Source organism: Paenibacillus sp. G2S3 (assembly GCF_030123105.1).
GTDB lineage: Bacteria > Bacillota > Bacilli > Paenibacillales > Paenibacillaceae > Paenibacillus_AQ.
The window spans coordinates 5,280,487-5,304,293 of the sequence record NZ_CP126095.1 but is presented as its reverse complement, the minus strand read 5'-3'; the positions used below and the strand labels follow the sequence as shown (position 1 = coordinate 5,304,293).

The following is a 23,807-nucleotide window of genomic DNA, read 5'->3' as shown; positions in this document are numbered from 1 at the left end:
TTTTAGCTATAACTTGTGTAAACAAGTACGTTAGTTATTAGCTGGAAGCGAAGATTATCGATTGTGCGAACAAGCGAAACATCGGAGCAAAGGTTAAGCTAATAAGAGCACACGGAGGATGCCTAGGCGCCAGGAGCCGACGAAGGACGTGGCGAACAACGAAACTGCCTCGGGGAGCTGTAAGCAAGCTTTGATCCGGGGGTGTCCGAATGGGGAAACCCAGCTGTGGTAATTCGCAGTTACTCATTTCTGAATACATAGGAAATGTAGAGGCAGACCAGGGGAACTGAAACATCTAAGTACCCTGAGGAAGAGAAAACAATAGTGATTCCGTCAGTAGCGGCGAGCGAACGCGGAACAGCCTAAACCTAAGAGCTTGCTCTTAGGGGTTGTGGGACGTCTCACATGGAGTTACAAAGGAATATGGTAGGCGAAGAGGTCTGGAAAGGCCCGCGATAGAGGTAAAAGCCCTGTAGCCTAAACTGTGTTCTCTCCGAGACGGATCCCGAGTAGTGCGGGGCACGTGAAACCCCGTATGAATCCAGCAGGACCATCTGCTAAGGCTAAATACTACCTGGCGACCGATAGTGAAACAGTACCGTGAGGGAAAGGTGAAAAGCACCCCGGAAGGGGAGTGAAATAGAACCTGAAACCGTGTGCTTACAAAAAGTCAGAGCCCTATCTATGGGTGATGGCGTGCCTTTTGTAGAATGAACCGGCGAGTTACGTTTAACATGCAAGGTTAAGCCGAGAAGGTGGAGCCGCAGCGAAAGCGAGTCTGAATAGGGCGAATGAGTATGTGGACGTAGACCCGAAACCGTGTGATCTACCCCTGTCCAGGGTGAAGGTGCGGTAACACGCACTGGAGGCCCGAACCCACGTACGTTGAAAAGTGCGGGGATGAGGTGGGGGTAGCGGAGAAATTCCAATCGAACTCGGAGATAGCTGGTTCTCCCCGAAATAGCTTTAGGGCTAGCCTCGGTATAAGAGTAGTGGAGGTAGAGCACTGATTGGGTGCGGGGTCCGCAAGGATTACCAAGCTCAGTCAAACTCCGAATGCCATATACTTATTGCCGGGAGTCAGACAGTGAGTGCTAAGATCCATTGTCAAAAGGGAAACAGCCCAGACCATCAGCTAAGGTCCCCAAGTGTGTGTTAAGTGGGAAAGGATGTGGAGTTGCACAGACAACCAGGATGTTGGCTTAGAAGCAGCCACCATTGAAAGAGTGCGTAATAGCTCACTGGTCGAGTGACTCTGCGCCGAAAATGTAACGGGGCTAAACACACCACCGAAGCTATGGCTAGATACGTATGTATCTGGGGTAGGGGAGCGTTGTATGTGGGTTGAAGGTGTACCGTAAGGAGCGCTGGACAGCATACAAGTGAGAATGCCGGTATGAGTAACGAAAAGATCAGTGAGAATCTGATCCGCCGAAAGCCCAAGGTTTCCTGAGGAAGGCTCGTCCGCTCAGGGTAAGTCGGGACCTAAGGCGAGGCCGAAAGGCGTAGTCGAAGGACAACAGTTTGAAATTACTGTACCACCGTAATCCGCTATGAGCGATGGGGTGACGCAGGAGGGTAGTGACGCGGACTGATGGATATGTCCGTCTAAGCAGTGAGGCTGATGTGTAGGCAAATCCGCACATCATTAAGGCTGGGCTGTGATGGGGAGCGAAAATTGTAGTAGCGAAGGTCATGATCTCACACTGCCAAGAAAAGCCTCTAGCCAGGAGAAGGTGCCCGTACCGCAAACCGACACAGGTAGGCGAGAAGAGAATTCTAAGGCGCGCGGAAGAACTCTCGTTAAGGAACTCGGCAAAATGACCCCGTAACTTCGGGAGAAGGGGTGCCCCGGTAGTGTGAATAGCACGAGGGGGCCGCAGTGAAAAGGCCCAAGCGACTGTTTAGCAAAAACACAGGTCTGTGCGAAGCCGCAAGGCGAAGTATACGGGCTGACGCCTGCCCGGTGCTGGAAGGTTAAGGGGAGTGGTTAGGAGCAATCCGAAGCTATGAACCGAAGCCCCAGTAAACGGCGGCCGTAACTATAACGGTCCTAAGGTAGCGAAATTCCTTGTCAGGTAAATTCTGACCCGCACGAATGGCGTAACGACTTGGGCGCTGTCTCAACGAGAGATCCGGTGAAATTTTAATACCTGTGAAGATGCAGGTTACCCGCGACAAGACGGAAAGACCCCATGGAGCTTTACTGCAGCTTGATATTGAATTTGGGTACGATCTGTACAGGATAGGTGGGAGCCGTAGAAATCGGAGCGCAAGCTTCGGTGGAGGCGCCGTTGGGATACCACCCTGATCGTATCTAGGTTCTAACCTAGTACCCTTATCGGGTACGGGGACCGTGTCAGGCGGGCAGTTTGACTGGGGCGGTCGCCTCCTAAAGAGTAACGGAGGCGTTCCAAGGTTCCCTCAGAATGGTTGGAAATCATTCGAAGAGTGCAAAGGCATAAGGGAGCTTGACTGCGAGACCTACAAGTCGAGCAGGGACGAAAGTCGGACTTAGTGATCCGGTGGTACCGCATGGAAGGGCCATCGCTCAACGGATAAAAGCTACCCTGGGGATAACAGGCTTATCTCCCCCAAGAGTCCACATCGACGGGGAGGTTTGGCACCTCGATGTCGGCTCATCGCATCCTGGGGCTGAAGTAGGTCCCAAGGGTTGGGCTGTTCGCCCATTAAAGCGGTACGCGAGCTGGGTTCAGAACGTCGTGAGACAGTTCGGTCCCTATCTGTCGTGGGCGCAGGAAATTTGAGAGGAGCTGTCCTTAGTACGAGAGGACCGGGATGGACGTACCGCTGGTGCACCAGTTGTTTCGCCAGAAGCATGGCTGGGTAGCTACGTACGGACGGGATAAGCGCTGAAAGCATCTAAGCGTGAAGCCCCCCTCAAGATGAGATTTCCCAATTAGTAAGACCCCTTGAAGACGACGAGGTAGATAGGTTGGAGGTGGAAGTGCAGTAATGCATGGAGCTGACCAATACTAATCGGTCGAGGGCTTATCCTATACTTAAAACGCAAATTCAATTCGGATTCAGTTTTCAGGAATCAAGTTCTAAACCATATGGTCCTAGTGGCTATATGATGATGAATTTGTTTTCAGCATTTGGCGATGCTGAGACCTGAATAATGCATTTGTACCGCAAATGCCCGTTTGGTGGCGATAGCGGAGGGGTTCCACGCGTACCCATCCCGAACACGACCGTTAAGCCCTCCAGCGCCGATGGTACTTGGACCGAAGGGTCCTGGGAGAGTAGGACGTTGCCAAGCACGCAAGACCACTGTTGAGTAATCGACAGTGGTCTTTTTGTTGTGCCTTGTACAGAGAATTTGCTTGTAAGGCTTTTATGATAATGTGGTTTAATAGAGTCACTAATAGATTATTTATGGGGGATAAGGATCTTGATTATATGGATCAATGGAGCTTTTGGTGCGGGGAAGACAGAAACTGCATATGAATTACATCGTAGACTTCCTGATTCTTTTATATACGATCCAGAGAATGTAGGGTATTACATAAGAGCAAACATTCCTGATGTGATGACAAAAAGTGACTTTCAGGATCATTATCTTTGGCGTGAAATTAACCACTCCATGTTAAAATACATAGCTAACGAATATAGTGGGACGATTAACGTACCTATGACCATAGTCAACCCAGATTATTGGATGGACATTACTGGTAATCTAATAGATGAAGGATTAGAGGTTCATCATTTTACTTTGTGTGCCTCACGAGAGACGCTACTCAAGAGATTGGGTGGTAGAGGTGAAGGGAATGGCTCATGGGCCGTTCAACAGATCGACAGATGCATCACAGGGCTGAATAAGGACGTATTCAAAGACCATTTAGACACGAATAACCTGACTACACTTGAAGTCGTGGAGATGATTGCACGTAAGCTTGATATCAATTTAATGTCTACGTAGGAGAGGAATGAAATTATATTAATTTAGGTATTGCTATACTTTAAAATACATGATATAATCTTTTTTGTTGTCAAAACATTTTGTTTTTAATAAGGCCCGTTGGTCAAGGGGTTAAGACACCTCCCTTTCACGGAGGTAACATGGGTTCGAATCCCATACGGGTCACCATTATTTTTAGAACGTAATTGTTCTTCTAAAATAAAATGTTGCATTACAGATTAAATTATGTTATGATAATTGAGTTGCTTCTTTACATGGAGGCTTAGCTCAGCTGGGAGAGCATCTGCCTTACAAGCAGAGGGTCGGGGGTTCGATCCCCTCAGCCTCCACCATGAAGCTTTCTTATTGTAACTGATAGCTAAATATTTTTAATGACGCGGGGTGGAGCAGCCCGGTAGCTCGTCGGGCTCATAACCCGAAGGCCGCAGGTTCAAATCCTGCCCCCGCAACCAATTTTCATCAAGCAATTATATCTTTTGGAACCGTGGTGTAGTTGGCCTAACATGCCTGCCTGTCACGCAGGAGATCGCGAGTTCGAATCTCGTCGGTTCCGCCATTTTTCTTGCTTCATGAGCCATTAGCTCAGTTGGTAGAGCACCTGACTTTTAATCAGGGTGTCGAAGGTTCGAGTCCTTCATGGCTCACTTCTTTAGTGAGTCGGACATCAATACATACCGTGTGCGGACGTGGCTCAGCGGTAGAGCATCGCCTTGCCAAGGCGAGGGTCGCGGGTTCGATTCCCGTCGTCCGCTCCATATAAATTTTGCGCCCTTAGCTCAGCTGGATAGAGCGTTTGACTACGAATCAAAAGGCCGGGAGTTCGAATCTCTCAGGGCGCGCCATCTTTTAACTTCATACTTTGCCGGCGTGGCGGAATGGCAGACGCGCTCGACTCAAAATCGAGAGGGAAACCGTGGAGGTTCGAGTCCTCTCGCCGGTATCAATTAGCAAGCGAAGCTCTTATGCGTTAAGCTAAGAGCTTTTGCTTTTCAAGTTCAATAAGGTAAATCATTATATTGTGGACTCTTAGCTCAGTTGGTAGAGCAGTAGACTCTTAATCTATTTGTCCAGGGTTCGAGCCCCTGAGAGTCCATCCTTAAAAGAAACGGCATTTATGCCGTTTCTTTTTTAATTAGAGCTATTCGGGTTCAATCATAGTCATAAAGAAAAGCCACAAGGTACGATATTAGCGTACTTCGTGGCTTTTGATATTTATGGAAGGATATTACCGGCAGCACGGTAAATTTCATACCATTCTGGTCTGGTGAGTGTAATATCGGATGCTTTGGCAATATCCCGCAATCGCTGCGTATTGGTTGTACCTACAACAGGCTGCATATTTGCCGGGTGTCTGAGAATCCAGGCAATGGCAATAGCAGTATTGGTAACCTCTTTTTCAGCTGCCAAGCGGTTAATGACCTCATTCAATTCAGGGAACTTGTCGTTGTCCAAGAATACACCTTCAAAGAACCCATATTGGAAAGGTGACCATGGCTGAATGGTCATGTCATGTAGACGGCTATACTCCAAAATCCCGCCATCATGAACTACCGAACCGGAGTTAGTCATATTCACATTGAAGCCGGTATCAATCATACCAGTGAACATAATGCTCAATTGCAGCTGGTTGAACAGCAGAGGTTGCTTTACATTTTTCTTCAGTAGCTCGATTTGTAACGGGTTCTGATTGCTGACACCAAAATGTTTGACCAATCCCTTGCTCTCCAGAATGTCAAAAGCCTCAGCCACTTCTTCCGGCTCGAACAGCGTGTCAGGACGGTGAAGCAGGAGGACATCGATATAATCGGTCTTCAAGCGTTTGAGGCTACCCTCCACGGATTGTAGGATATGCTCTTTGGAGAAATCAAAATAACCGTTGCGGATTCCGCATTTGGTCTGGATCATCATTTTATCACGCATACCAGGATTGTTCTCGAGTACCCCTGCGAATACTTCTTCGGCTTTGCCAGCTGCGTAAATGTCGGCATGATCAAAGAAGTCTATTCCGAGCTCCAACGCACTATGTACATGTGTATCAGCCTCTTTTGCAGACAAATCCGCAATCCGCATACAGCCAAGCGAAATTTGGGACACGTCAAGTACACCATTCGCTACACTAATTTTCTTAACCATGAGTGATTCACTCCTTCGAATGTAAGTAGAACTTGCAGTATTCTATCAAACCATATCACAAAGTGGGAGGCTAAGCCAATATGCCCTACGACGTATGGGTAGGCTGTAAGCAAAGCACAAAAAAAGAGGCTGCCACATCAGTAGAATTCACTACTTTGCAGACAACCTCTTTTTTATACATCCATAATTAATATATGGAAGTGTTCAGAATCATTTTAGTACATATTCGGAATGTCGACATTAGGATCAATATCTGCTTCGTAGTCTACGCCATCTGTTCTAAAGCCAAACAGATTGAAGAAATCTTGGCGGTAGCCTTCCAGATCAGCTAGTTCACTTGCATTATCGGTTGTCAGCTCGTCCCAACGTTTCATAACCTCTGTCTGGACATCCTCACGCATTTCCCAGTCGTCAATGCGGATCAAGCAGCTTCCGTTAGTAGTAGCCTTGCCTTCACCGTATAGGTGCTCAGAGAACAAGCGATACATTTGTTCAATGCAGTTCTCGTGCAGGCCTTTTTCCTTCATTACTTCATAAAGTGCAGAGATATAAAGGGGCACTACAGGAATCGCTGAGCTGGACTGAGTTACGAGCGCCTTATTAACGGATACAAAGGCACGTCCACCTTTTGCTGAAAGAAGGTCATTCATTTGGATCGCAGTTTGTTCCAGATCGTGCTTGGCTTGGCCAATCGTTCCGTCCCGATAGATAGGGTGAGTGATCTCAGGCCCGATGTAGGAGTAAGCAACGGTAGTGGCACCATCTGCAAGGACATCAGCTGCTTGAAGCTGATCGATCCACATTCTCCAGTCTTCGCCACCCATAACGGCGATCGTCTGACGTACCTCTTCTTCTGTAGCAGGCTCAATAGTGGTCATGGATACTTCACCTGTATGGAAGTTCAAGGTTTTATTCGAATAAGCTGTACCCACTGGTTTAATAACGGAGGAGAAGGTTTCTCCTGTTACCGGATGGGTACGACGAGGTGAAGCGACACTATAAATAACTAAATCGATTGTGCCATATTCAGCTTTAATCAGTTCAATGGTCTTCTCTTTAATAGCATCAGAGAAGGCATCGCCAACTATGCTGTGTGATTTGAGTCCAAGCTCTGCTGCTTGTTGTTCGAAGGCAGCGGAGTTGTACCACCCTGCAGAAGCTGTGCGCTGACCTTCCGCAGCTTTATCGAAGAACACACCAATGGTATTGGCGCCAGCACCAAAAGCAGCTGAAATTCTAGAAGCTAGTCCGTATCCGGTAGAAGCACCGATGACAAGTACATTCGCAGGTCCCTCAATTTTCTTTTGTGCTTTTACATATTCAATTTGTTGTTCTATTTGTTTGGCACATCCCTCTGGATGGGCTGTTGTACATATAAATCCGCGTGTTTTAGGTTGAATAATCATCAAGGAATTCCCCTTTGTATAAAAATTTAAGTCTACTGATACACAGAGAAAGTATAGCAAACAATATTTACTAATACAAAGAATTTAGGATATTCGGTAAGAATCCGCTGCCCTGTATTTTGGTTTGTTGGCTAGCTGCGCTATCGAGTCTTGATCATTTATTAAGGCTTTCGGACCCAGATGACGTTATTAGTGAGCTTTTAGTCTTTTGAGAAGGGTTTCGGACTCCAGTGACGCTATTCCGTAGAAAAGGGGCTATATTGGGTGTTTTTTATACCAATTGGGGCTATGGAGTCCGATAAGATGCGAAATGGGCAATAATGCTGCGTTTAAGGTCGGCTGAGTCCGAGAGCGATTGCGTTTGTGAAAAGTTAGTTAAAGAATCGAATCAGTTGAATGAAAGTGTTCTAACAAGTCAAACGAACTCAACGAATGGTAAAGCGAACGAATCTGAGGGATCAAACGAATTGAACAAAGCTAAAAGGGGGCTGCCCCAGTAGCCATTTCATGACTTCTAGGACAACCCCCTTTACATTACTTACAAATAAGGCTTTATTAAGCCTTAAAGATTGAATCAATCGCTTTGATCTCTTCTGGTGTCAGCTGAACCTTCAGAGTCTGTAGATTCGAGACGATTTGCTCTGGGCGCTTGGCGCCCGGAATTAGCGCATCGATGGAAGGTACAGTCAAATACCAGGCGAGTACCACATGAGCGACATCAACACCTTTGGCATCGGCAATTTGACGAACCTTGTCCACTTTCTCCAAGTTCTTGGCAAAGGTCTCTCCTTGGAACATGGGGTTGTTCTTTCTATTGTCGCTGAACGTATCGCCTTGCTTATATTTCCCGCCAAGAAGGCCGGATGCGAGCGGGAAATAAGGAACGAAAGAAATGCCATGCTCCTGCGTGTAAGGGAGTAGGTCTTTTTCCGCATCACGGTGCAGCAGGTTGTAATGGGATTGGAGAACATCCACATGCCCGTCCTTGTTGGCTTCTCTCAGCTGTTCAATGGAGAAGTTGGAGACACCAATTGCTTTGATCTTTCCTTCATCCTTCAGCTTCTTAAGCTCGCCAACAGCTTCATCCTTAGGTGTGCTTTCATCAGGGAAATGAATATAGTAAAGATCGATATAATCGGTCTGGAGGCGTTTCAAACTGTCTTCCACAGACTGTCTGAGAAAAGCCGGAGAGTTGTCGATTGTAACCTTATCGCCCGTAATCTTGTGAGCGCCCTTAGTAGCAATGACCACATTATCACGGCCACCTCTTTCTCTCAGCACTTCTCCGATCAATTCCTCGGATCTACCTGGTCCATAAATATAGGCGGTATCAATGAAATTGATCCCATGTTCAAGAGCGTTGCGAACGATGTTTCTACCCGTCTCATCATTTAAGCCGGGAAATAAATTATGCCCACCAACAGCATTGGCACCCAGTCCGAGAGGGAGTACCTGCAAATTTGTTCTACCTAACGTTATTTTACTAGACATAATCAATCGTCAGCTCCTTAAAATAGAATATGAACTATATTAAGTATAGCGAATAGCTCTCGGTTAGACAAATTGCTGACTTCCAGCTTTATACATGAATATTTAAAGCGTATAAGTTATGATATAAAGAATAATTTTGCAATCCCACATTTGTTGTCACAATGAAATAAAGGAGGTTTGTCTTATGCTAGTTATTAATCAAAATGAAGTGGCTGAGCTATTAGCAATGGAGTCTTGCATCACAGTGATGGAATCCGTTTTGAAGGACTTGTCCGCAGGACAAGCCGTACAGAGCTTAAGACAAGTACTCCCGCTGCACCAAGGTAATCTGATTGGCTTAATGCCGGGCTATTTGCAGGGTGAAGAAGTAGCAGGTGCCAAAATCATCAGTGTATTTCCAAGCAATCATGGCTCAGGTTTACCTTCCCATCAAGGGCTTGTTACGCTATTCGACTCTTCTACCGGTGTTCTGAAAGCTGTAGTAGATGGACAAAAGATTACCGCAATCCGTACGGCGGCAGTTAGCGCAGTAGCCACTCGTTATCTGGCCAGAAAAGATGCAGAGGTGCTTGCCATTCTAGGTACGGGCGAGCAAGCCAAAAGTCATCTGGAAGCGATGCTACTGGTCCGATCGATTCGTGAGGTCAGAGTTTGGAGTAAGACACATGCGAAGGCAAAAGATTTCCAAGTGGAGATGAGCCGTAAATATGGTGTGGAGATCGTTGTGGCTGAGTCTGTTCAAGAGGCAGTAAGCCCAGCAGATATCATTTGTACCGTAACAGCATCCACAGAGCCTGTACTCAAAGGAGAGTGGCTGAAGTCCGGTGTACATATCAATGCGGTTGGAGCCTGCAGACCAGCAGATCGTGAGCTGGATTCGGAGACCGTCCGATTAGCTAAGTTATATGTAGACCGATTGGAATCCGCGCATAATGAATCCGGGGATTATTTAATTCCGCTGAACGAAGGCGTGATTAATTCAGGCCATATTATCGGTGAAATCGGTGAATTGATCAGCGGGAGTATTGAGGGCAGAGCTACAGCTGATGAGATCACTCTTTTTAAAGGACTAGGACTTGCGATAGAGGATTTAGCAGCAGCCAACTTCATTTATAATGAAGCTGTTAAATTACAAAAAGGCATTGAAATTGCATTCTAAGGAGCGACCACACGATGAGCACATATGAAGGTTTGTATGATTTCAAGTTGACGGAGCAAGACGAAGAACGGGCCGTACATTTGCATGAGCAGAACATTAATATTGATTTGCTATTTCAAGGCCCCTTATCTCCAAACGCAATTCCAGAGTCTGTGTCCGAAAAAATAAAAGAGCTGTGTGAGCCCTATAAAGATGAGCCGATGATATACAGCAGCATGCCAGCAAAAATGATCACAAAGCTGTCGGCCAGCGGTGAGATCCCCGAGTATAAAAGTGAATGGTATAAATCGGGAATTACCGCGGGTAACAGGGAACTTCACTTAGAATCCTTAGAAAGCATGGTCACTAGCATGGCTGAAGTTCAGCTTCAGTTCGACTCCGCAGATTGGTTAGTAAAAGCATTAACCGCTGAGGACATTCGTACAGCCAAGCGTAATGGCCATAAGGCGGGTATTATCACGGCACAAGAAACAGATGGTTTAGGCAAAAACTTAGACCTATTAGATGTGTTACATAATTTTGGCTTAAGAATTTTACAATTAACCTATAACAATCAGAATCAGGTCGGTGCAGGCTGTGCAGAACAGTCGAATGCTGGGATTACGAACTATGGCAAAAGATTCATTGAGCGCCTGAATAAGCTGGGGATCATTGTAGATACGGGACATTGTGGAAAACAGACCACGCTCGATGCTTGCCAGTATTCTAAGACTCCGGTCATTGCTTCACACACAGGTGTAGAGGCGATCTATCCGCATATGCGCTGTAAAAGTGATGAAGAGATTATCGCGATAGCGAAGACGGGTGGAGTCATCGGTATTTTTGCTATGCCGTGGTTTGTTCATGAAGATCCTAACCATACGACCATTGATCATGTGCTGGATCATATCGAATATGTGATTCGGCTTGTAGGCGTGGATCATGTTGGGATTGGAACGGATTGGCCGATGAGCGATGTGCTCTGGTCATTGGTTTATTTTAAAGAACATATTGCACCTAAGCTAGGATTCGCCAAAGGAGACGGTCCTTCTACTGAAACCGTTGCTGGGCTTGAAAAATATAGTTATTTTATCAACTTTACTAGAGGTCTAGTGGCTCGCGGTTATACGGATGAGGACATTGCAAAGATCATGGGTGGCAACTGGCTGCGCGTATTTGAAGAAATTTGGGGATAGGGGATAAATAGATGACAACATATTTGAACACTACTACATTTAACTTCTACTGTTCTGGCATTTATTCAGGAAAAATACATTTTACGGAACAACAAATCATGCTCGCTAAGGTTGATCCACGCAGACGAACACAAATGCAGGATAATGTGCTGGATAGCCAGCTCAAGACCGTACTTCCATTTCAAAAAATCCATGAACACATGGACGCTTACGCTAAAGCAGAATGGGCCAATGATGAGGTAGTTCTGAGTAACGGTGATCTTTATCAAAAGCATATTCAGTATCAGGCGGTGATTGATGGCCGCGAACAAACCTCTCAAGTATGGGCACTGCGCAAAGAGACGGCACTGGATATTGTGACCTTGGATGGGGAGATTATTGCCTTTCTTACCCCGAATCGGTATGGCATCGAGCTGATTGTTAAAGCTGGGTATGAAAAGCTGACGCCTCTGGTTGTTTATGATGATCCCCTTTTGTCCAAGCCAGAGTATGGTGTGAATGATTTGGGTACGGATCTGATTCCAATGCGCGATGGTGTGAGACTGGCTACAGATGTGTTTCTTCCTGAGGGTATTCAGCCGGGAACCAAGCTGCCGACGATTCTTGTGAGAACCTGCTATGACCGTAACGGGAAAAAAGAGATTTTTATGAGATGGGCTAATAAAGGTTATGCAGTGGTGTCACAGGACGTTAGAGGTCGGGCGGATTCGGAAGGGGAATTGATCCCTTTTTATAATGAACGGGATGATGGCTATGATACGATCGATTGGATAATCGCGCAGGAATGGTCGGATGGCAATGTTGGAATGTGGGGCGCGTCCTATCTGGGCTTCGTGGTTGTCTCGGCGGCGACCAGTGGGCACCCCAATTTGAAGGCTGTTGTAGATGAAGTGAATGTGGGCTCACCATTTGTAGATACGGCGCGTAAGGGGGGAACGCTTTGTTCTTGGCCACTCTTGTCTTGGACGCTTGCACAATCTGTGGGTACCCGGACGGATTTTGATATTTTTGGCGGGATTACGGTAAACCCAGAAGCGGCCGTTGATGCGAGACCGATTAAGGAGATTCCTCAGCAAATGATCGGCAAAGCATCAGGACCATGGGATCTGTGGAGCCAGCATCCGGAGTATGATGATTTTTGGAGAAACTGTACCTTTACGGAGCGCGGAGATCAGGTGCAGGTCCCTATGTATGTAATCTCAGGCTGGTATGACGGCGACAGCCCTGGTGTATCGGAGACTTGGAGAATGTTGACTGAACATGATGTGCCGAACCGTAAAATCCGTCTGGGCGCATGGGAGCATGGGCCAAACCGAGCCAGAGACTATGAGGGTGTAAGCTTCGGCAATGATGCAGTAGTCTATGATTATGATGTTTCCGTACTGCGCTGGTTCGACCGTTTCCTTAAAGGCATTCCGAATGGAATAGATGAGGAGCCTAGAGCCTCTTATTATGTCGTTGGTGAGAATCAATGGAGAACGTCGGAGGATTGGACACCAGTTGAAGCTATAACTACGCCGTTTTACCTTTCCAGTGGGGGGCGGGCTAATTCAGGACAAGGAGATGGGAAGCTGCTCGCAGCGGCAGAGGAACATTCTCCAGAAGATACTTACGTCTATAACCCTAATGATCCTATGAATGATAGCGGTGAGCGGGAGCCTGAAAATTTGCGGAAGTACGAGCTGCGGAATGATATTCTTGTGTACACAAGTGAGGTGTTGACGGAAGAATTGACTATAGCTGGCGAATTGTCTGCTGTCATTTACGCCGCTAGCACTGGTAAGGATACGGATTGGGTAGTTACGCTTAGCGATGTGAATGAACAAGGAGACTCTATCCGGTTATCTAACTATATTGTTAGAGCTAAATATCGTCATGGGTTTGATGCACCAGAACTGCTCACGCCAGGTCAAGTGGAGGAATACGATATTTTCATGCCGAATATTGCCCACAGATTTGCGGTAGGACACCGAGTTCGGTTCTCGATTACCTCATCCAGTAAATTCGTTGCGTTCCCTAATACGAATACGGGTGGTAACCCATATGAAGATACAGAGGCAATTACAGTACTGCAAACCGTTTACCATAATAGTGAATATCCAAGCCATGTGAAGCTGCCGGTTATTCCTAACGCTTGAATTATACTGCAAGGTCAACCTTGCAATTAGGATGAAATATCGATTATTCACAAAAAAGCGCATAAATGATCCCTTCTCAGGTCACAATAGGGAAAAACCAGAATGAAGGGATTAACGTGTCGCGCATAAAAAAACAACTTTGGCAGCGATGGAGACGTTGGAAAAAGGCGCTTTGGGTAGGGGCCGCTTGTTTAGCTCTTACTGTACTGGCTTGGCGCAGTATGCAGGTGCCTGAGGAAATCAGTGGACTGCTGACGGATTCTAGTTGGACGGATAGTGCCGAAAGCGAGTTGGCCGCAGCTGTATTTAAAGTAGGCGTGGACAACGGTGAGGAGAAAGAGAAGAAGGGTGCTTTAAATAACGAACAACTGTTGCAGACGATCACTCAAAGCGGACTCAGCAGAACCGTTCATTTAAAAATATCGTATGTATCTGGGGAAGAAATTCAGACATTGCCGGGCATAAAGAACCCGCTTCAGCTAAAAAAAATAATTAACGAGCACCCTGCATGGAGCGGTTGGATCAGCAGCGAGGGAGATTTGTGGCTGGAACAAAAAGTGAATGATCTATCAACCCTAACGAAAAAAGAAGCCTATATCGGTGTCGATGCATTTGGGAATTTGAAATTATTTAAAGGGCCTCCGGTGCAGGAAAAGGTTCTGAAGACCTTTTTTCAAATGGATATGGGTTCCTTGAAATCCTCTCTGCCGGAAAGTATTTGGAAAGAGCTCCATGAAGGGATTCGTGTGCAGGATATTGAAGAGTACAACAGCGTGTTGTCCACTTTCAGTGACTATGCGCGCGAGGCTGCCGAACATGTCATGAAGAATAAGCAATAACATCTAAAAGCATATGCGCTGTCCTAAAGTCATTGTTAATGGCTATGGGGCAGCTTTTTTTTGCAAATATAAGAAAGTTTGAGGTGCTCATTGTAGGCCTAAAGTTGTCATTTCGCATCAGAGGGTAAACTTTTTTTCTCCCGGAAGGGGTATTTTTGCTATAATGGTTTGAAGGAATACATATGTTCGCTTCATAGCGGAGTAATGGATGAAAACGGTGGAATAAACTGCCTGTTATAGAGGAGAGATCGTGCTTGCGCATTTTGGGAATTGATCCAGGGCTGGCGATTGTCGGTTTTGGCTTTGTGGATAAGGAAGGTCATAAGTTGACCCCAGTCCAATATGGTTGTATCCAGACTGAGGCTCACACACCTGAGGAAGAACGTTTGCTGCATGTCTATGAAGGTGTGGGTCAGCTCATTGATAAATATAAGCCCGATGCTGTAGCGATAGAGAAGTTGTTCTTCGCACGTAATGTAACAACAGCATTGCCAGTAGCACAGGCCCGCGGAGTGACGATATTAGCTGCTGTACAGCGTGGCCTACCCGTCTCGGAATATACACCTATGATGGTGAAGCAGGCAGTTGTTGGTTATGGTAAGGCAGAGAAGCGGCAGGTACAGGAAATGGTGAAGCTGTTGCTGAAATTATCGGCGATTCCTAAACCGGATGATGTAGCGGATGCACTCGCGGTAGCGGTTTGTCATGCCCATTCGAGCAGTCTTAATTCTAAATTAAATGAGGTATTGCGAAAATGATAGATTTCTTAAGAGGACCCGTCGTTCATTTAGAGTCGGAATATGTGGTGCTTGATGTGCAGGGCGTAGGATATCGGGTGTTCTGCCCGAACCCTTATGCTTTTGCTAAAGTAGAAGGGCCTGTAACGATCTACATCCATTATCAAACACGTGAGGATGCGACGCTTCTGTTCGGATTCCCGACTCGGGAGGAGCAAAAATTGTTCCGCAAGTTGATTGAGGTGTCTGGGATCGGTCCGAAGGTTGCACTCGGAATACTGACAGGTGGAACTCCAGATCAGTTGATCTCGGCAATTTACCAAGAGAATATAACCTTCCTAACAAAACTGCCGGGCATTGGTAAGAAGACGGCGCAGCGGATGATCCTAGATTTGAAGGACAAGCTGGACGGACTCAGTATGGCATCGATGCAAACGGGATTATTTGCAGTTCCAATGGAAGAAGCAACGGATGGGTTAGCTTGGCAAGAGGCTAGGGACGCTCTTAAGGGATTAGGTTATACCGAAAGTGAATTGGACCGTGTGTGGCTCGCTATGAAAAAAGAGGGCGCAGAGACAGGGACTGTAGATGTGTTGATGAAGAAAGCACTTGGGCTATTATATGTTGCTAAGTAAAGCCGAACACATCCTGAAGAAAGGGAGCGATAGGAATGGATGACCGGATTATATCCGCTAATTTGATGATGGACGAGCAAGCCGTAGAATTAAGTTTACGCCCTCGTTATCTAGGAGAATATATCGGACAGAATCAGGTAAAAGAAAACCTGAAAATATATATCGAAGCGGCCAAAATGAGAAGTGAAGCGCTGGATCATGTACTGCTCTACGGGCCTCCAGGTCTCGGTAAAACAACACTCGCAAACATTATCGCCAATGAGCTGGGTGTGAATTTACGAACAACGTCCGGTCCTGCGATAGAGCGGCCGGGAGATTTAGCCGCCTTGCTGACGAACCTGCAGGAAGGCGACGTGCTGTTCATCGATGAAATTCACCGCTTGCACCGGACGGTGGAAGAGGTAATGTATCCGGCGATGGAGGACTTCGCGCTGGACATCATGATCGGCAAAGGGCCGAGTGCCCGTTCGGTACGATTGGATCTGCCGCCGTTCACACTTATAGGTGCTACCACCCGTGCTGGCCTGCTGTCAGCGCCACTACGTGATCGTTTCGGAGTGGTCAGCCGCTTGGAGTACTATACCATAGATGAGCTAAGCTTCATTGTTGCGCGAAATGCAGATCTTTTAGGGATTGAGATTGTCGGAGATGCAGCGGAAGAGATCGCCCTTCGTTCTCGGGGGACGCCGCGGATTGCGAACAGACTATTGAAGCGAGTCCGTGATTTTGCTCAAGTGCGCGGTGATGGGATTATAACCCCTGAGATTTCTGGGGAAGCCCTGAAGATGCTGCAAGTGGACCCACGTGGGCTGGACAGCATCGATCACAAGATGTTAAGAGCGATGATTTCAAGCTTTCGTGGCGGTCCAGTAGGACTGGATACGATTGCTGCTACAATTGGTGAGGAAAGTCAGACGATTGAGGATGTTTATGAGCCCTACCTGCTGCAGATAGGATTCTTGCAGCGGAGCCCTCGTGGAAGAATTGTAACCCCGGCCGCTTATCATCACTTAGGCCTTCCGCTCCCTCCGGAGCAGCACTGAGTCAGTAACTACATTCAAAAAGGAGGATGCTGGATGAAGCATACGAAGATGAAATGGAGAGGAATAGCTCCACTAAGCAAAGGATTGCTAGCAGCTGCGATTGCTGTGGGAAGTCTCTTGATCCCTGCGGGTGCCAGTCATGCCGATTCTAATAGTACGATACGAGTTGCCCTTTATGCCGATATTGGTAGTAAATATAAATCCACCGTGCCAGTAGTAACCATGCAATCGACACAAAGCTTCACCTTGATGTCAGACCAACCAGGGAGCACACCTTTGTTATCAGTGCCTGCCCAGAGCAGAATTCGTGTTAGTGTGGATGGATACAGAGTAAAGGTAATGGAGACTTCAAGCTGGAAAACAGCTGCTGATGCGGCTAAAAAGCTTCAGTCTACCTCTGATAAGCCTCAGATTTTTATGATTGCTAGGAATGGAAACAATGTGTATCAGTTATATACAGGTGTTTATGCCAGTGAAGCTGCTGCCAAGGATGGGCTTGCCCGTGTAGTAAAGGCAGGACTCGGTATTCCTGCTGATCAAACCCCTGCGGTGAAGGGGGATAAGCATCTATCGGCGGGTCGCTATTCTTCGGAACAAGAAGCTGATACTGCTCTGAGCAGTATTACAGCTGCTGGTTTTGATGCCTGGAAGGTGTTTCTCACAGGAAGTGATGGCAGTGCTCAGTTTGAGGTATGGGTAGGCGAAGCTGCGAACGATAAAGATTTGGCTGCTGTTCAGACCGCAGTGTCTGCAGTAATGCCACAGCTAGTTGGATCCGCTACGACTTCACCTGGGTTAATCATGCGCCTGGATGCTGGGCTGGACTTTAGCAGCGAGATACAGGTTAATCATTATATGGTTTCCGGAAATGATGCTAAATTTCTAGCAGTTGGCAGTGAGGCTGGGATTCAGCTCGAAGAAAGATCCAAGCGTACCTACCGTGGAAATATGGAGCTCAGTAATTTGAGAGGTTCCTTAGCTGTTATCAATGTAGTGCCACTGGAACAATATTTGTATGCAGTGGTTGGAGGAGAGGTTTCCTCCAGCTGGCCGGATGAAGCCCTAAAGGCTCAGGCAGTCGCCGCCCGAAGTTATGCGATGGCGCAAGGCAACCGTTTCGAAGTAGCGAATGTAGTAGATTCTACATTGAGTCAGGTATATAACGGAATCGGTTCAGAGGCTCCAAGCATTATTAAGGCAGTGGATACTACTGCCGGTGAAGTATTGATGAGTGGTGGTAAAGTAGTGGAAGCTGTGTTCTCCTCGAACAGTGGTGGTATAACAGCTGATCCATCGGAAGTATGGGGCAATGGTGGAGATGCATTTGCCAGCGTTCCCAGCAAAGAGGATGTCGCAGCTAGCGCAACCGCTAAGAAGTGGTATTATTTACTGCTCGCTAATGGTACCTCTGGATATGCACGTGAGGATAACATTAAATTGACAGGAAATAAAACTGCAGCGGGACTGGACATAGCGACAGCTACCACTAAAGATGTCAATGTACGCCCCCTTCCTGCTGTTGAGAGTAGTGTTAGTGCGGTAGGTAAGCTGAATCCAGGCGAGAATGCTGTTGTTCTAGATAAAGTATATGAGTCCGGCAGCTATAGCTGGATCAAAGGGCCATATACTTCTGCCGACCTTCTAAAAAGCTTGCAGGGTAAAACAACCAGCACACTCCCTTCCAGCATCCTTAATTTGCAGGTTACTCAGCGCGGTCCTTCTGGAAGAGCGATTCAGGTGAAAGCAAATGGCCAGGCACTGGATGTGAAATATCCTGATATGTTCCGTTCGGCGTTCAATGGATTGCCAAGTACATTGTTTGATATTGTACCAGCCGGAAGTTATACTGTATTAGGCGCTGACGGTGCTACCAGCACGATTGGAAGCTCACAGAGCGCTGGTGTACTCTCTGCATCAGGTAAGGTTAATGTGAATGGTAGTGGAACTGTAGTGATGGGCGGAGATTCCTCAGCTAGAGCGATTACTAACAGTTCGGGCTTTCTGTTCATTGGCCAAGGATACGGTCATGGTCTAGGCATGTCGCAATGGGGCGTGAAAGGCATGGCTGACAGCGGGTATGATTACCAGCAGATATTGCAACACTATTATCAGAACGTTACTATAGTTAAGGAATGAAGACAGACCATGAATGTAGACGCATATGATTTTCATTTGCCAGAAGAATTAATTGCCCAGACACCACTCTCTGACCGTAGCTCTTCTAGACTGCTCTTAGTAAATAAGGAGGATGGGGAGCTGGCTCACCGGCATTTTACCGATATTATTAATTATTTTCGACCGGGAGATACGCTCGTTCTGAATGATACGAGAGTCATTCCTGCCAGATTGTTTGGGGTTAAAGAAGATACGGGGGCTAAAGCTGAAGTGCTTCTTCTTAAGAATCTGGGAGACGATCGATGGGAAGCTCTTGTAAAGCCAGGCAAGAAGCTTAAGACAGGAGCGGTCATCATTTTTAGCGATGAGCTTCGTGCTGTTATCGAGGACGAGGCTGATATGGGCGGCCGAACGCTTCGCTTCATTTATCAGGGTATTTTCCAAGAGATTTTGGACAGGCTGGGAACAATGCCACTGCCTCCTTATATTAAGGAAACACTGGATGATCGGGAACGATATCAGACCGTTTATGCTAAGCACGAAGGATCGGCTGCTGCTCCAACAGCAGGGCTTCATTTTACCAAAGAACTGTTGGAACAGATTGAAGCCAAGGGTGTAAATATCGCTTATATCACACTTCATGTAGGTCTCGGTACGTTCCGTCCGATGTCTGTTGAGAAGGTTGAAGAGCATGTTATGCATTCAGAGTTTTTTGTAATGTCCCAAGAAACAGCAGACACTATTAATGCTACCAAGGAACAAGGTGGCCGCATTATTGCAGTAGGCACTACTTCTTGTCGGACACTTGAAACCGTCGGAAGACAATGTGAAGGCGGTCCACTTGTGGAATGCAGTGGTTGGACGGATATTTTCATCTATCCGGGCTATAAGTTTAGTGTAGTCAATGCGTTAATTACTAATTTTCATTTGCCGAAGTCTACTTTGGTGATGTTGGTTAGTGCTTTGGCAGGTCGAGAACATATTCTAGCTGCTTATGAAGAAGCGATAGAGCAGAAGTACCGGTTTTTTAGTTTTGGAGATGCAATGTTTATTTACTAAGGTAAGAGGATGGGTTAACTTATGGCAGCAATTACTTATGAGCACATCAAAACGTGCAAACAATCCGGAGCAAGACTTGGAAGAGTCCATACTCCACATGGTGTGATTGAGACACCTGCATTTATGCCAGTCGGCACACAAGCTACAGTCAAGACAATGAGTCCTGAAGAACTGAAAGAGATGGATGCTCATATTATTTTGAGCAATACGTACCATCTGTTCTTGAGACCGGGCCATGATATTGTTCGTGAAGCAGGCGGACTGCACAAGTTCATGAACTGGGACCGTCCCATTCTGACGGATAGCGGCGGGTTTCAAGTATTCTCGCTTAGTGACATGCGCAAGATTACCGAAGAAGGCGTTCATTTCCGTTCCCATCTAAATGGGGACAAGAAGTTTTTGTCTCCTGAAGTAGCCATGGAAGTTCAGAACGCACTTGGCTCTGATATTATGATGGCATTCGATGAATGTCCTCCATTCCCAGCGGAATATGACTACGTGAAAAAATCATTGGAGCGTACAACACGCTGGGCGGAACGTTGCCTGAAAAGTCATGCTCGTCCGAATGATCAAGGGCTATTCGCTATCGTTCAAGGTGGTATGTACGAGGATCTTCGCCGTCAGAGCGCGGCAGATTTGACTTCCATGGATTTCCCGGGGTATGCTATTGGAGGGCTCAGCGTCGGAGAGTCCAAGCAGCTAATGTATGAAGTGCTGGATTATACAGTTCCCCTGCTGCCACAAGGCAAACCTCGCTATTTGATGGGCGTTGGTTCACCGGATGCGCTGTTGGAAGGATCAATCCGGGGAGTGGACATGTTCGACTGTGTTCTGCCTACCCGTATTGCTCGTAATGGAACAACGATGACCAGTCAGGGAAGACTCGTTGTACGCAACGCAAAGTATGCCCGCGATTTTGGGCCGCTTGATCCGGAGTGCAACTGCTATACATGCCGGAATTATTCCCGCGCTTATTTGCGCCATCTAATCAAAGCCGATGAAACCTTCGGACTTAGATTGACGACATACCATAACTTGCACTTCCTGTTGGATTTGATGCGTAAAGTGCGCGAAGCCATCAAGGAAGATCGGCTGCTTGATTTTCGCGATGAGTTTTTTGCTAAATACGGATTATATGATAATCTTAAAGGCTTCTAAAGCTTCGTTGAGGTCCATGTTTTAATGTGCTTTGAAAGGGGGGAGAAATATGTTTCAATATGCAGCAACAACAGGCGGAGGTAGTATACTGGGTCTTGTAGGTCCATTCGTACTTATGTTTGTAGTATTCTACTTCTTGCTGATTCGTCCGCAACAGAAGAAGACCAAAACACGTAATGCAATGTTGAAGTCTCTGAAAAAAGGCGATAAAATCGTTACTATTGGTGGTCTTCACGGTACGATCATGGAGATTTCCGATGATATCGTGGTTCTACGGGTCAATGATGTAACTAAACTGACCTTTGATCGCGGTTCCATTAGTCACTCCGTTGCCACGGACGTGGAGGAGAAAGTATAGTTTTCTGATGAATAAGTACATAAAAAGCGGTGTCTTCTCGTTAAGAGAGGGACACCGCTTTTTTGACGTTCATCTTTCATCGTGATCTATTGGTTTAACGCATATCCGTTATTCGGCTGCGAACACTGAGTGATTCTTCACGTCCCCGTAAGGTTAATTTGGCGAGCTGTACACCAACGGTTGAAGCTAGAACTGCTAGCAGAGTGCCGCCTATCATATCTGTAAGCCAATGAATACCCAGATAGAATATACCAAAGACGATTACGACTGCGGAAATACTCGTAATGACCATCCACCGGCGGTTTCCTGAACGGAATGCCAGTAATGCCATCGTAACGGAAATGGACGTATGTAGACTTGGGAAGCAGTTATTGAGACCGGATAGAGGACGGTACTCTTGCTCAAACTTCGGAAATACATCCAGCATAGTAAATCTAACGCCTGCAGGTACATAGGACCATACCTCATTTACAGGGAAGTATAGGTAGAATGGAATAGCTACAGCATAGTTAATGATTATAGCATAGCAGGTTGCGTACAGCATCACTCGGTTCTTATCTAACAGATAAACACCTAGAGAAGCTGCTAGTACAGATTGAAGCATGAAAATGTAGAAGAAAACTATGATAGGCGTTAGCCATGGACTATAGAATATATCCTGAACAGCTTGGACAAAATGCCCCTCTAGTCCAAAGACAAATGATGTATAGTCTGAGGCAAGATGCATTTTTTCTTCAATTTGTAGTTCATATTTATTCAAGACCAGTACACCAAACATTCCTACTATCAGTAGCAAAAACTTATAGGATCGTAGCATCTCTTTCCCAATTTCAACTAATGCCATGATTGGATTACGACGAGCGCCAATCCATACTAATATTACTACTAATGCAACTGTGTACAAAACAATATGATTCATTGATTGGTAAAACAAAGCATTCGAAGCCTCCTTGATTCTCTTTATGAAGTCAGATGATCACAGTTTAACATATTTCCAAGGATTGTTTCGAATTTAATGCAATAATAATTTTAGCTTTTCTGTAAATTAACCCCAAACATTCCCCCAAGTGCACCAATTGCTGCAGCAGCTAGAACCCAAAGAAGGTCAACACCAGAAGGTGAGCTATCCAGTGCCAGAAATCCAATTAACAGAACGATAATTCCGTAAAAGATTCCTGTAAGGCTTCCTTGATACCACCCTTTGTTCGTGGCTCTGCGACCGGCGGTCAGTCCTCCGAATGCTGCGGCTATGCCGTGTACTATATAAGTATACATTGAGAGATCCTGCTCTTTCAGACCGCTACCCCATAATAAAAGAGAGAGGACAAACGCGCCAAGCAGCATCCAAAGGAATGATCGACATAGGCCAGATAACACAGGATTGGCTATTCTCCATGAGAACAGGCGCCGGATTAAATACATGGTACAACCTCCTAAAGTTTTTTTAGAAAAATAATCTACATAAGTTATTATTCATTGTATGGGGAGGCTTGCCCCAATAGTACAAGAATGGGCATTGCAGCCTTTTTACCATTAATTAATATGTGAGCTTCCGAATGTTCCCTGTGCTGAGCGGTCAGAATAGGGTTACATTAATCCGCCCGAGAAAACAAGTCTGCGGGTGAGAGTGGAGGGGAGCGAAGCTATATGTCCCAGCATATCACTACCCATATTTTCTTGACCGTGCTGATGTATTTCTTCATATTCCTGTGCATGCGTATCATGGGGAAGAGGGAAATCGGTAAGTTATCTGTATTTGATTTAACGATCTCAATAATGATTGCTGAGATTGGTGTTTTTGTGATCGAGGATATTAATCGCCCGATTTACGAAGGTGTGGTTCCGATGGCCACATTGGTTATTATTCAAGTTCTGGTTGCTCAGCTTAGCCTTAAGAGTAGAAAAATTCGACTTTTAATGGACGGTAAACCGAGCATACTTATTTCTGGCGGCAAGTTGCACCGAGGAGAGATGCGTAAACAAAGGTACAATATTGATGATCTGCTGCAGCAATTGCGTGGTCAGAACATCGCTAGTCCTGCTGATGTGGAATTTGCAATTCTAGAGCCCAGTGGTCAGCTTACCGTTTTTGAGAAAGACAAAGGACTTTCATCTTCCAATCAAACAGGCAATAGTAGTTCAGTTGCTGAGAATAATAAGACCGATGCGGATGCAGATGCAGATGAAAGCAGCCAGAAGGTTAAGCTGCCAAAGAACAAAATCAGATATGAAGGACTTCCTATTCCACTGATTATGGATGGTAAGGTCCAGGATCATAATCTAGAGATGATAGGAAAAACAAGGTTCTGGCTAAGAACCCAGATCCGCCAAAAGGGAGTATCAGATTTTCGGGATGTATTTCTTTGCTCCATAGACCATAAAGGCAGAGTTTATGTTGACAGTTTGGATAACAGATAA

The 23,807-nt window shown here is 46.2% G+C and carries 18 protein-coding genes, 9 tRNA genes and 2 rRNA genes; 24 read left to right on the top strand and 5 right to left on the bottom strand.

Annotated features, from left to right (window positions below):
- Positions 1 to 91: 91 nt before the first annotated feature.
- From QNH28_RS23375 to QNH28_RS23320, 12 genes are all read left to right on the top strand, one after another.
- A 23S ribosomal RNA gene (locus QNH28_RS23375) occupies positions 92 to 3,020 on the top strand.
- Between the two features lie 146 nt (positions 3,021 to 3,166).
- Positions 3,167 to 3,283: ribosomal RNA gene (gene rrf, locus QNH28_RS23370) — 5S ribosomal RNA — on the top strand.
- A 132-nt stretch (positions 3,284 to 3,415) separates the two neighbouring features.
- On the top strand, positions 3,416 to 3,943 hold the full coding sequence (locus tag QNH28_RS23365; RefSeq protein WP_283908749.1) for an AAA family ATPase: 528 nt from the start codon (positions 3,416 to 3,418) through the stop codon (positions 3,941 to 3,943).
- Between the two features lie 93 nt (positions 3,944 to 4,036).
- Positions 4,037 to 4,111 (top strand) — tRNA-Glu (locus tag QNH28_RS23360).
- Between the two features lie 88 nt (positions 4,112 to 4,199).
- Positions 4,200 to 4,275: transfer RNA gene (locus tag QNH28_RS23355), tRNA-Val, on the top strand.
- 43 nt (positions 4,276 to 4,318) lie between these two features.
- Positions 4,319 to 4,395: transfer RNA gene (locus QNH28_RS23350), tRNA-Met, on the top strand.
- A 26-nt stretch (positions 4,396 to 4,421) separates the two neighbouring features.
- A tRNA-Asp gene (locus QNH28_RS23345) sits at positions 4,422 to 4,499 on the top strand.
- Between the two features lie 15 nt (positions 4,500 to 4,514).
- Positions 4,515 to 4,587 (top strand) — tRNA-Lys (locus QNH28_RS23340).
- Between the two features lie 36 nt (positions 4,588 to 4,623).
- A tRNA-Gly gene (locus QNH28_RS23335) sits at positions 4,624 to 4,698 on the top strand.
- Positions 4,699 to 4,708: 10 nt separating this feature from the next.
- Positions 4,709 to 4,785: transfer RNA gene (locus tag QNH28_RS23330), tRNA-Arg, on the top strand.
- A 19-nt stretch (positions 4,786 to 4,804) separates the two neighbouring features.
- Positions 4,805 to 4,883 (top strand) — tRNA-Leu (locus QNH28_RS23325).
- A gap of 80 nt (positions 4,884 to 4,963) precedes the next feature.
- Positions 4,964 to 5,036 (top strand) — tRNA-Lys (locus QNH28_RS23320).
- 119 nt (positions 5,037 to 5,155) lie between these two features.
- Here the strand turns inward: QNH28_RS23320 and QNH28_RS23315 are convergent.
- From QNH28_RS23315 to QNH28_RS23305, 3 genes are all read right to left on the bottom strand, one after another.
- The gene (locus QNH28_RS23315; RefSeq protein ID WP_283908748.1) at positions 5,156 to 6,076 is read right to left on the bottom strand and encodes an aldo/keto reductase; all 921 of its coding nucleotides are present in this window, start codon (positions 6,074 to 6,076) and stop codon (positions 5,156 to 5,158) included.
- 215 nt (positions 6,077 to 6,291) lie between these two features.
- A complete protein-coding gene (gene fabV / locus QNH28_RS23310) occupies positions 6,292 to 7,482 on the bottom strand; it encodes an enoyl-ACP reductase FabV (protein WP_283908747.1) in 1,191 nt (396 codons plus the stop codon).
- Positions 7,483 to 8,037: 555 nt separating this feature from the next.
- The gene (locus QNH28_RS23305; RefSeq protein ID WP_283908746.1) at positions 8,038 to 8,973 is read right to left on the bottom strand and encodes an aldo/keto reductase; all 936 of its coding nucleotides are present in this window, start codon (positions 8,971 to 8,973) and stop codon (positions 8,038 to 8,040) included.
- A 184-nt stretch (positions 8,974 to 9,157) separates the two neighbouring features.
- Here QNH28_RS23305 and QNH28_RS23300 point away from each other — a divergent pair, with 184 nt between their 5' ends.
- The 11 genes from QNH28_RS23300 to yajC all read left to right on the top strand — a co-directional run bounded on the left by QNH28_RS23300 (position 9,158) and on the right by yajC (position 21,389).
- Positions 9,158 to 10,132: an ornithine cyclodeaminase family protein gene (locus QNH28_RS23300; RefSeq protein WP_283908745.1), complete on the top strand. Its 975-nt coding sequence runs from the start codon at positions 9,158 to 9,160 to the stop codon at positions 10,130 to 10,132.
- A gap of 14 nt (positions 10,133 to 10,146) precedes the next feature.
- Positions 10,147 to 11,307: a dipeptidase gene (locus tag QNH28_RS23295; protein ID WP_283908744.1), complete on the top strand. Its 1,161-nt coding sequence runs from the start codon at positions 10,147 to 10,149 to the stop codon at positions 11,305 to 11,307.
- Positions 11,308 to 11,318: 11 nt separating this feature from the next.
- Complete coding sequence (locus QNH28_RS23290; protein ID WP_283908743.1) at positions 11,319 to 13,445, top strand: CocE/NonD family hydrolase; 2,127 nt, start codon at positions 11,319 to 11,321, stop codon at positions 13,443 to 13,445.
- Positions 13,446 to 13,561: 116 nt separating this feature from the next.
- Complete coding sequence (locus QNH28_RS23285) at positions 13,562 to 14,284, top strand: BofC C-terminal domain-containing protein (RefSeq protein WP_283908742.1); 723 nt, start codon at positions 13,562 to 13,564, stop codon at positions 14,282 to 14,284.
- Positions 14,285 to 14,538: 254 nt separating this feature from the next.
- Positions 14,539 to 15,042 carry a crossover junction endodeoxyribonuclease RuvC gene (ruvC, locus tag QNH28_RS23280; RefSeq protein ID WP_283908741.1) on the top strand — a complete coding sequence of 168 codons (504 nt, stop codon included), beginning with the start codon at positions 14,539 to 14,541 and terminating at the stop codon, positions 15,040 to 15,042.
- Positions 15,039 to 15,656: a Holliday junction branch migration protein RuvA gene (ruvA, locus tag QNH28_RS23275; protein WP_283908740.1), complete on the top strand. Its 618-nt coding sequence runs from the start codon at positions 15,039 to 15,041 to the stop codon at positions 15,654 to 15,656. Before ruvC ends, ruvA begins: the two co-directional genes overlap by 4 nt.
- A 35-nt stretch (positions 15,657 to 15,691) precedes the next feature.
- The gene (gene ruvB, locus QNH28_RS23270) at positions 15,692 to 16,699 is read left to right on the top strand and encodes a Holliday junction branch migration DNA helicase RuvB (RefSeq protein ID WP_283908739.1); all 1,008 of its coding nucleotides are present in this window, start codon (positions 15,692 to 15,694) and stop codon (positions 16,697 to 16,699) included.
- A 33-nt stretch (positions 16,700 to 16,732) separates the two neighbouring features.
- Complete coding sequence (locus QNH28_RS23265; RefSeq protein ID WP_283908738.1) at positions 16,733 to 18,835, top strand: SpoIID/LytB domain-containing protein; 2,103 nt, start codon at positions 16,733 to 16,735, stop codon at positions 18,833 to 18,835.
- A gap of 9 nt (positions 18,836 to 18,844) precedes the next feature.
- Positions 18,845 to 19,873: a tRNA preQ1(34) S-adenosylmethionine ribosyltransferase-isomerase QueA gene (queA, locus tag QNH28_RS23260; protein ID WP_283908737.1), complete on the top strand. Its 1,029-nt coding sequence runs from the start codon at positions 18,845 to 18,847 to the stop codon at positions 19,871 to 19,873.
- Positions 19,874 to 19,894: 21 nt separating this feature from the next.
- On the top strand, positions 19,895 to 21,031 hold the full coding sequence (gene tgt, locus QNH28_RS23255; RefSeq protein WP_042130504.1) for a tRNA guanosine(34) transglycosylase Tgt: 1,137 nt from the start codon (positions 19,895 to 19,897) through the stop codon (positions 21,029 to 21,031).
- Positions 21,032 to 21,080: 49 nt separating this feature from the next.
- Entirely contained in the window at positions 21,081 to 21,389 is a 309-nt protein-coding gene (gene yajC / locus QNH28_RS23250) for a preprotein translocase subunit YajC (protein ID WP_076299704.1), read from the top strand.
- A 94-nt stretch (positions 21,390 to 21,483) separates the two neighbouring features.
- Here yajC and QNH28_RS23245 read toward each other — a convergent pair whose 3' ends face one another.
- Positions 21,484 to 22,308: a phosphatase PAP2 family protein gene (locus tag QNH28_RS23245; RefSeq protein WP_283908736.1), complete on the bottom strand. Its 825-nt coding sequence runs from the start codon at positions 22,306 to 22,308 to the stop codon at positions 21,484 to 21,486.
- A 110-nt stretch (positions 22,309 to 22,418) separates the two neighbouring features.
- Positions 22,419 to 22,811, bottom strand: a complete 393-nt coding sequence (locus tag QNH28_RS23240; protein ID WP_042191121.1) for a TIGR04086 family membrane protein — start codon at positions 22,809 to 22,811, stop codon at positions 22,419 to 22,421.
- Between the two features lie 225 nt (positions 22,812 to 23,036).
- Here QNH28_RS23240 and QNH28_RS23235 point away from each other — a divergent pair, with 225 nt between their 5' ends.
- Positions 23,037 to 23,807: a YetF domain-containing protein gene (locus QNH28_RS23235; RefSeq protein WP_283908735.1), complete on the top strand. Its 771-nt coding sequence runs from the start codon at positions 23,037 to 23,039 to the stop codon at positions 23,805 to 23,807.

Bases quoted from the DNA above. Each gene is read 5' to 3' on its own strand.
- QNH28_RS23315 (WP_283908748.1), bottom strand. From the start codon at position 6,076: ATGGTTAAGAAAATTAGTGTAGCGAATGGTGTACTTGACGTGTCCCAA.
- fabV (WP_283908747.1), bottom strand. From the start codon at position 7,482: ATGATTATTCAACCTAAAACACGCGGATTTATATGTACAACAGCCCAT.
- QNH28_RS23305 (WP_283908746.1), bottom strand. From the start codon at position 8,973: ATGTCTAGTAAAATAACGTTAGGTAGAACAAATTTGCAGGTACTCCCT.
- QNH28_RS23300 (WP_283908745.1), top strand. From the start codon at position 9,158: ATGCTAGTTATTAATCAAAATGAAGTGGCTGAGCTATTAGCAATGGAG.
- QNH28_RS23295 (WP_283908744.1), top strand. From the start codon at position 10,147: ATGAGCACATATGAAGGTTTGTATGATTTCAAGTTGACGGAGCAAGAC.
- QNH28_RS23290 (WP_283908743.1), top strand. From the start codon at position 11,319: ATGACAACATATTTGAACACTACTACATTTAACTTCTACTGTTCTGGC.
- ruvA (WP_283908740.1), top strand. From the start codon at position 15,039: ATGATAGATTTCTTAAGAGGACCCGTCGTTCATTTAGAGTCGGAATAT.
- ruvB (WP_283908739.1), top strand. From the start codon at position 15,692: ATGGATGACCGGATTATATCCGCTAATTTGATGATGGACGAGCAAGCC.
- QNH28_RS23265 (WP_283908738.1), top strand. From the start codon at position 16,733: ATGAAGCATACGAAGATGAAATGGAGAGGAATAGCTCCACTAAGCAAA.
- queA (WP_283908737.1), top strand. From the start codon at position 18,845: ATGAATGTAGACGCATATGATTTTCATTTGCCAGAAGAATTAATTGCC.
- tgt (WP_042130504.1), top strand. From the start codon at position 19,895: ATGGCAGCAATTACTTATGAGCACATCAAAACGTGCAAACAATCCGGA.
- yajC (WP_076299704.1), top strand. From the start codon at position 21,081: ATGTTTCAATATGCAGCAACAACAGGCGGAGGTAGTATACTGGGTCTT.
- QNH28_RS23245 (WP_283908736.1), bottom strand. From the start codon at position 22,308: ATGAATCATATTGTTTTGTACACAGTTGCATTAGTAGTAATATTAGTA.
- QNH28_RS23240 (WP_042191121.1), bottom strand. From the start codon at position 22,811: ATGTATTTAATCCGGCGCCTGTTCTCATGGAGAATAGCCAATCCTGTG.
- QNH28_RS23235 (WP_283908735.1), top strand. From the start codon at position 23,037: ATGTCCCAGCATATCACTACCCATATTTTCTTGACCGTGCTGATGTAT.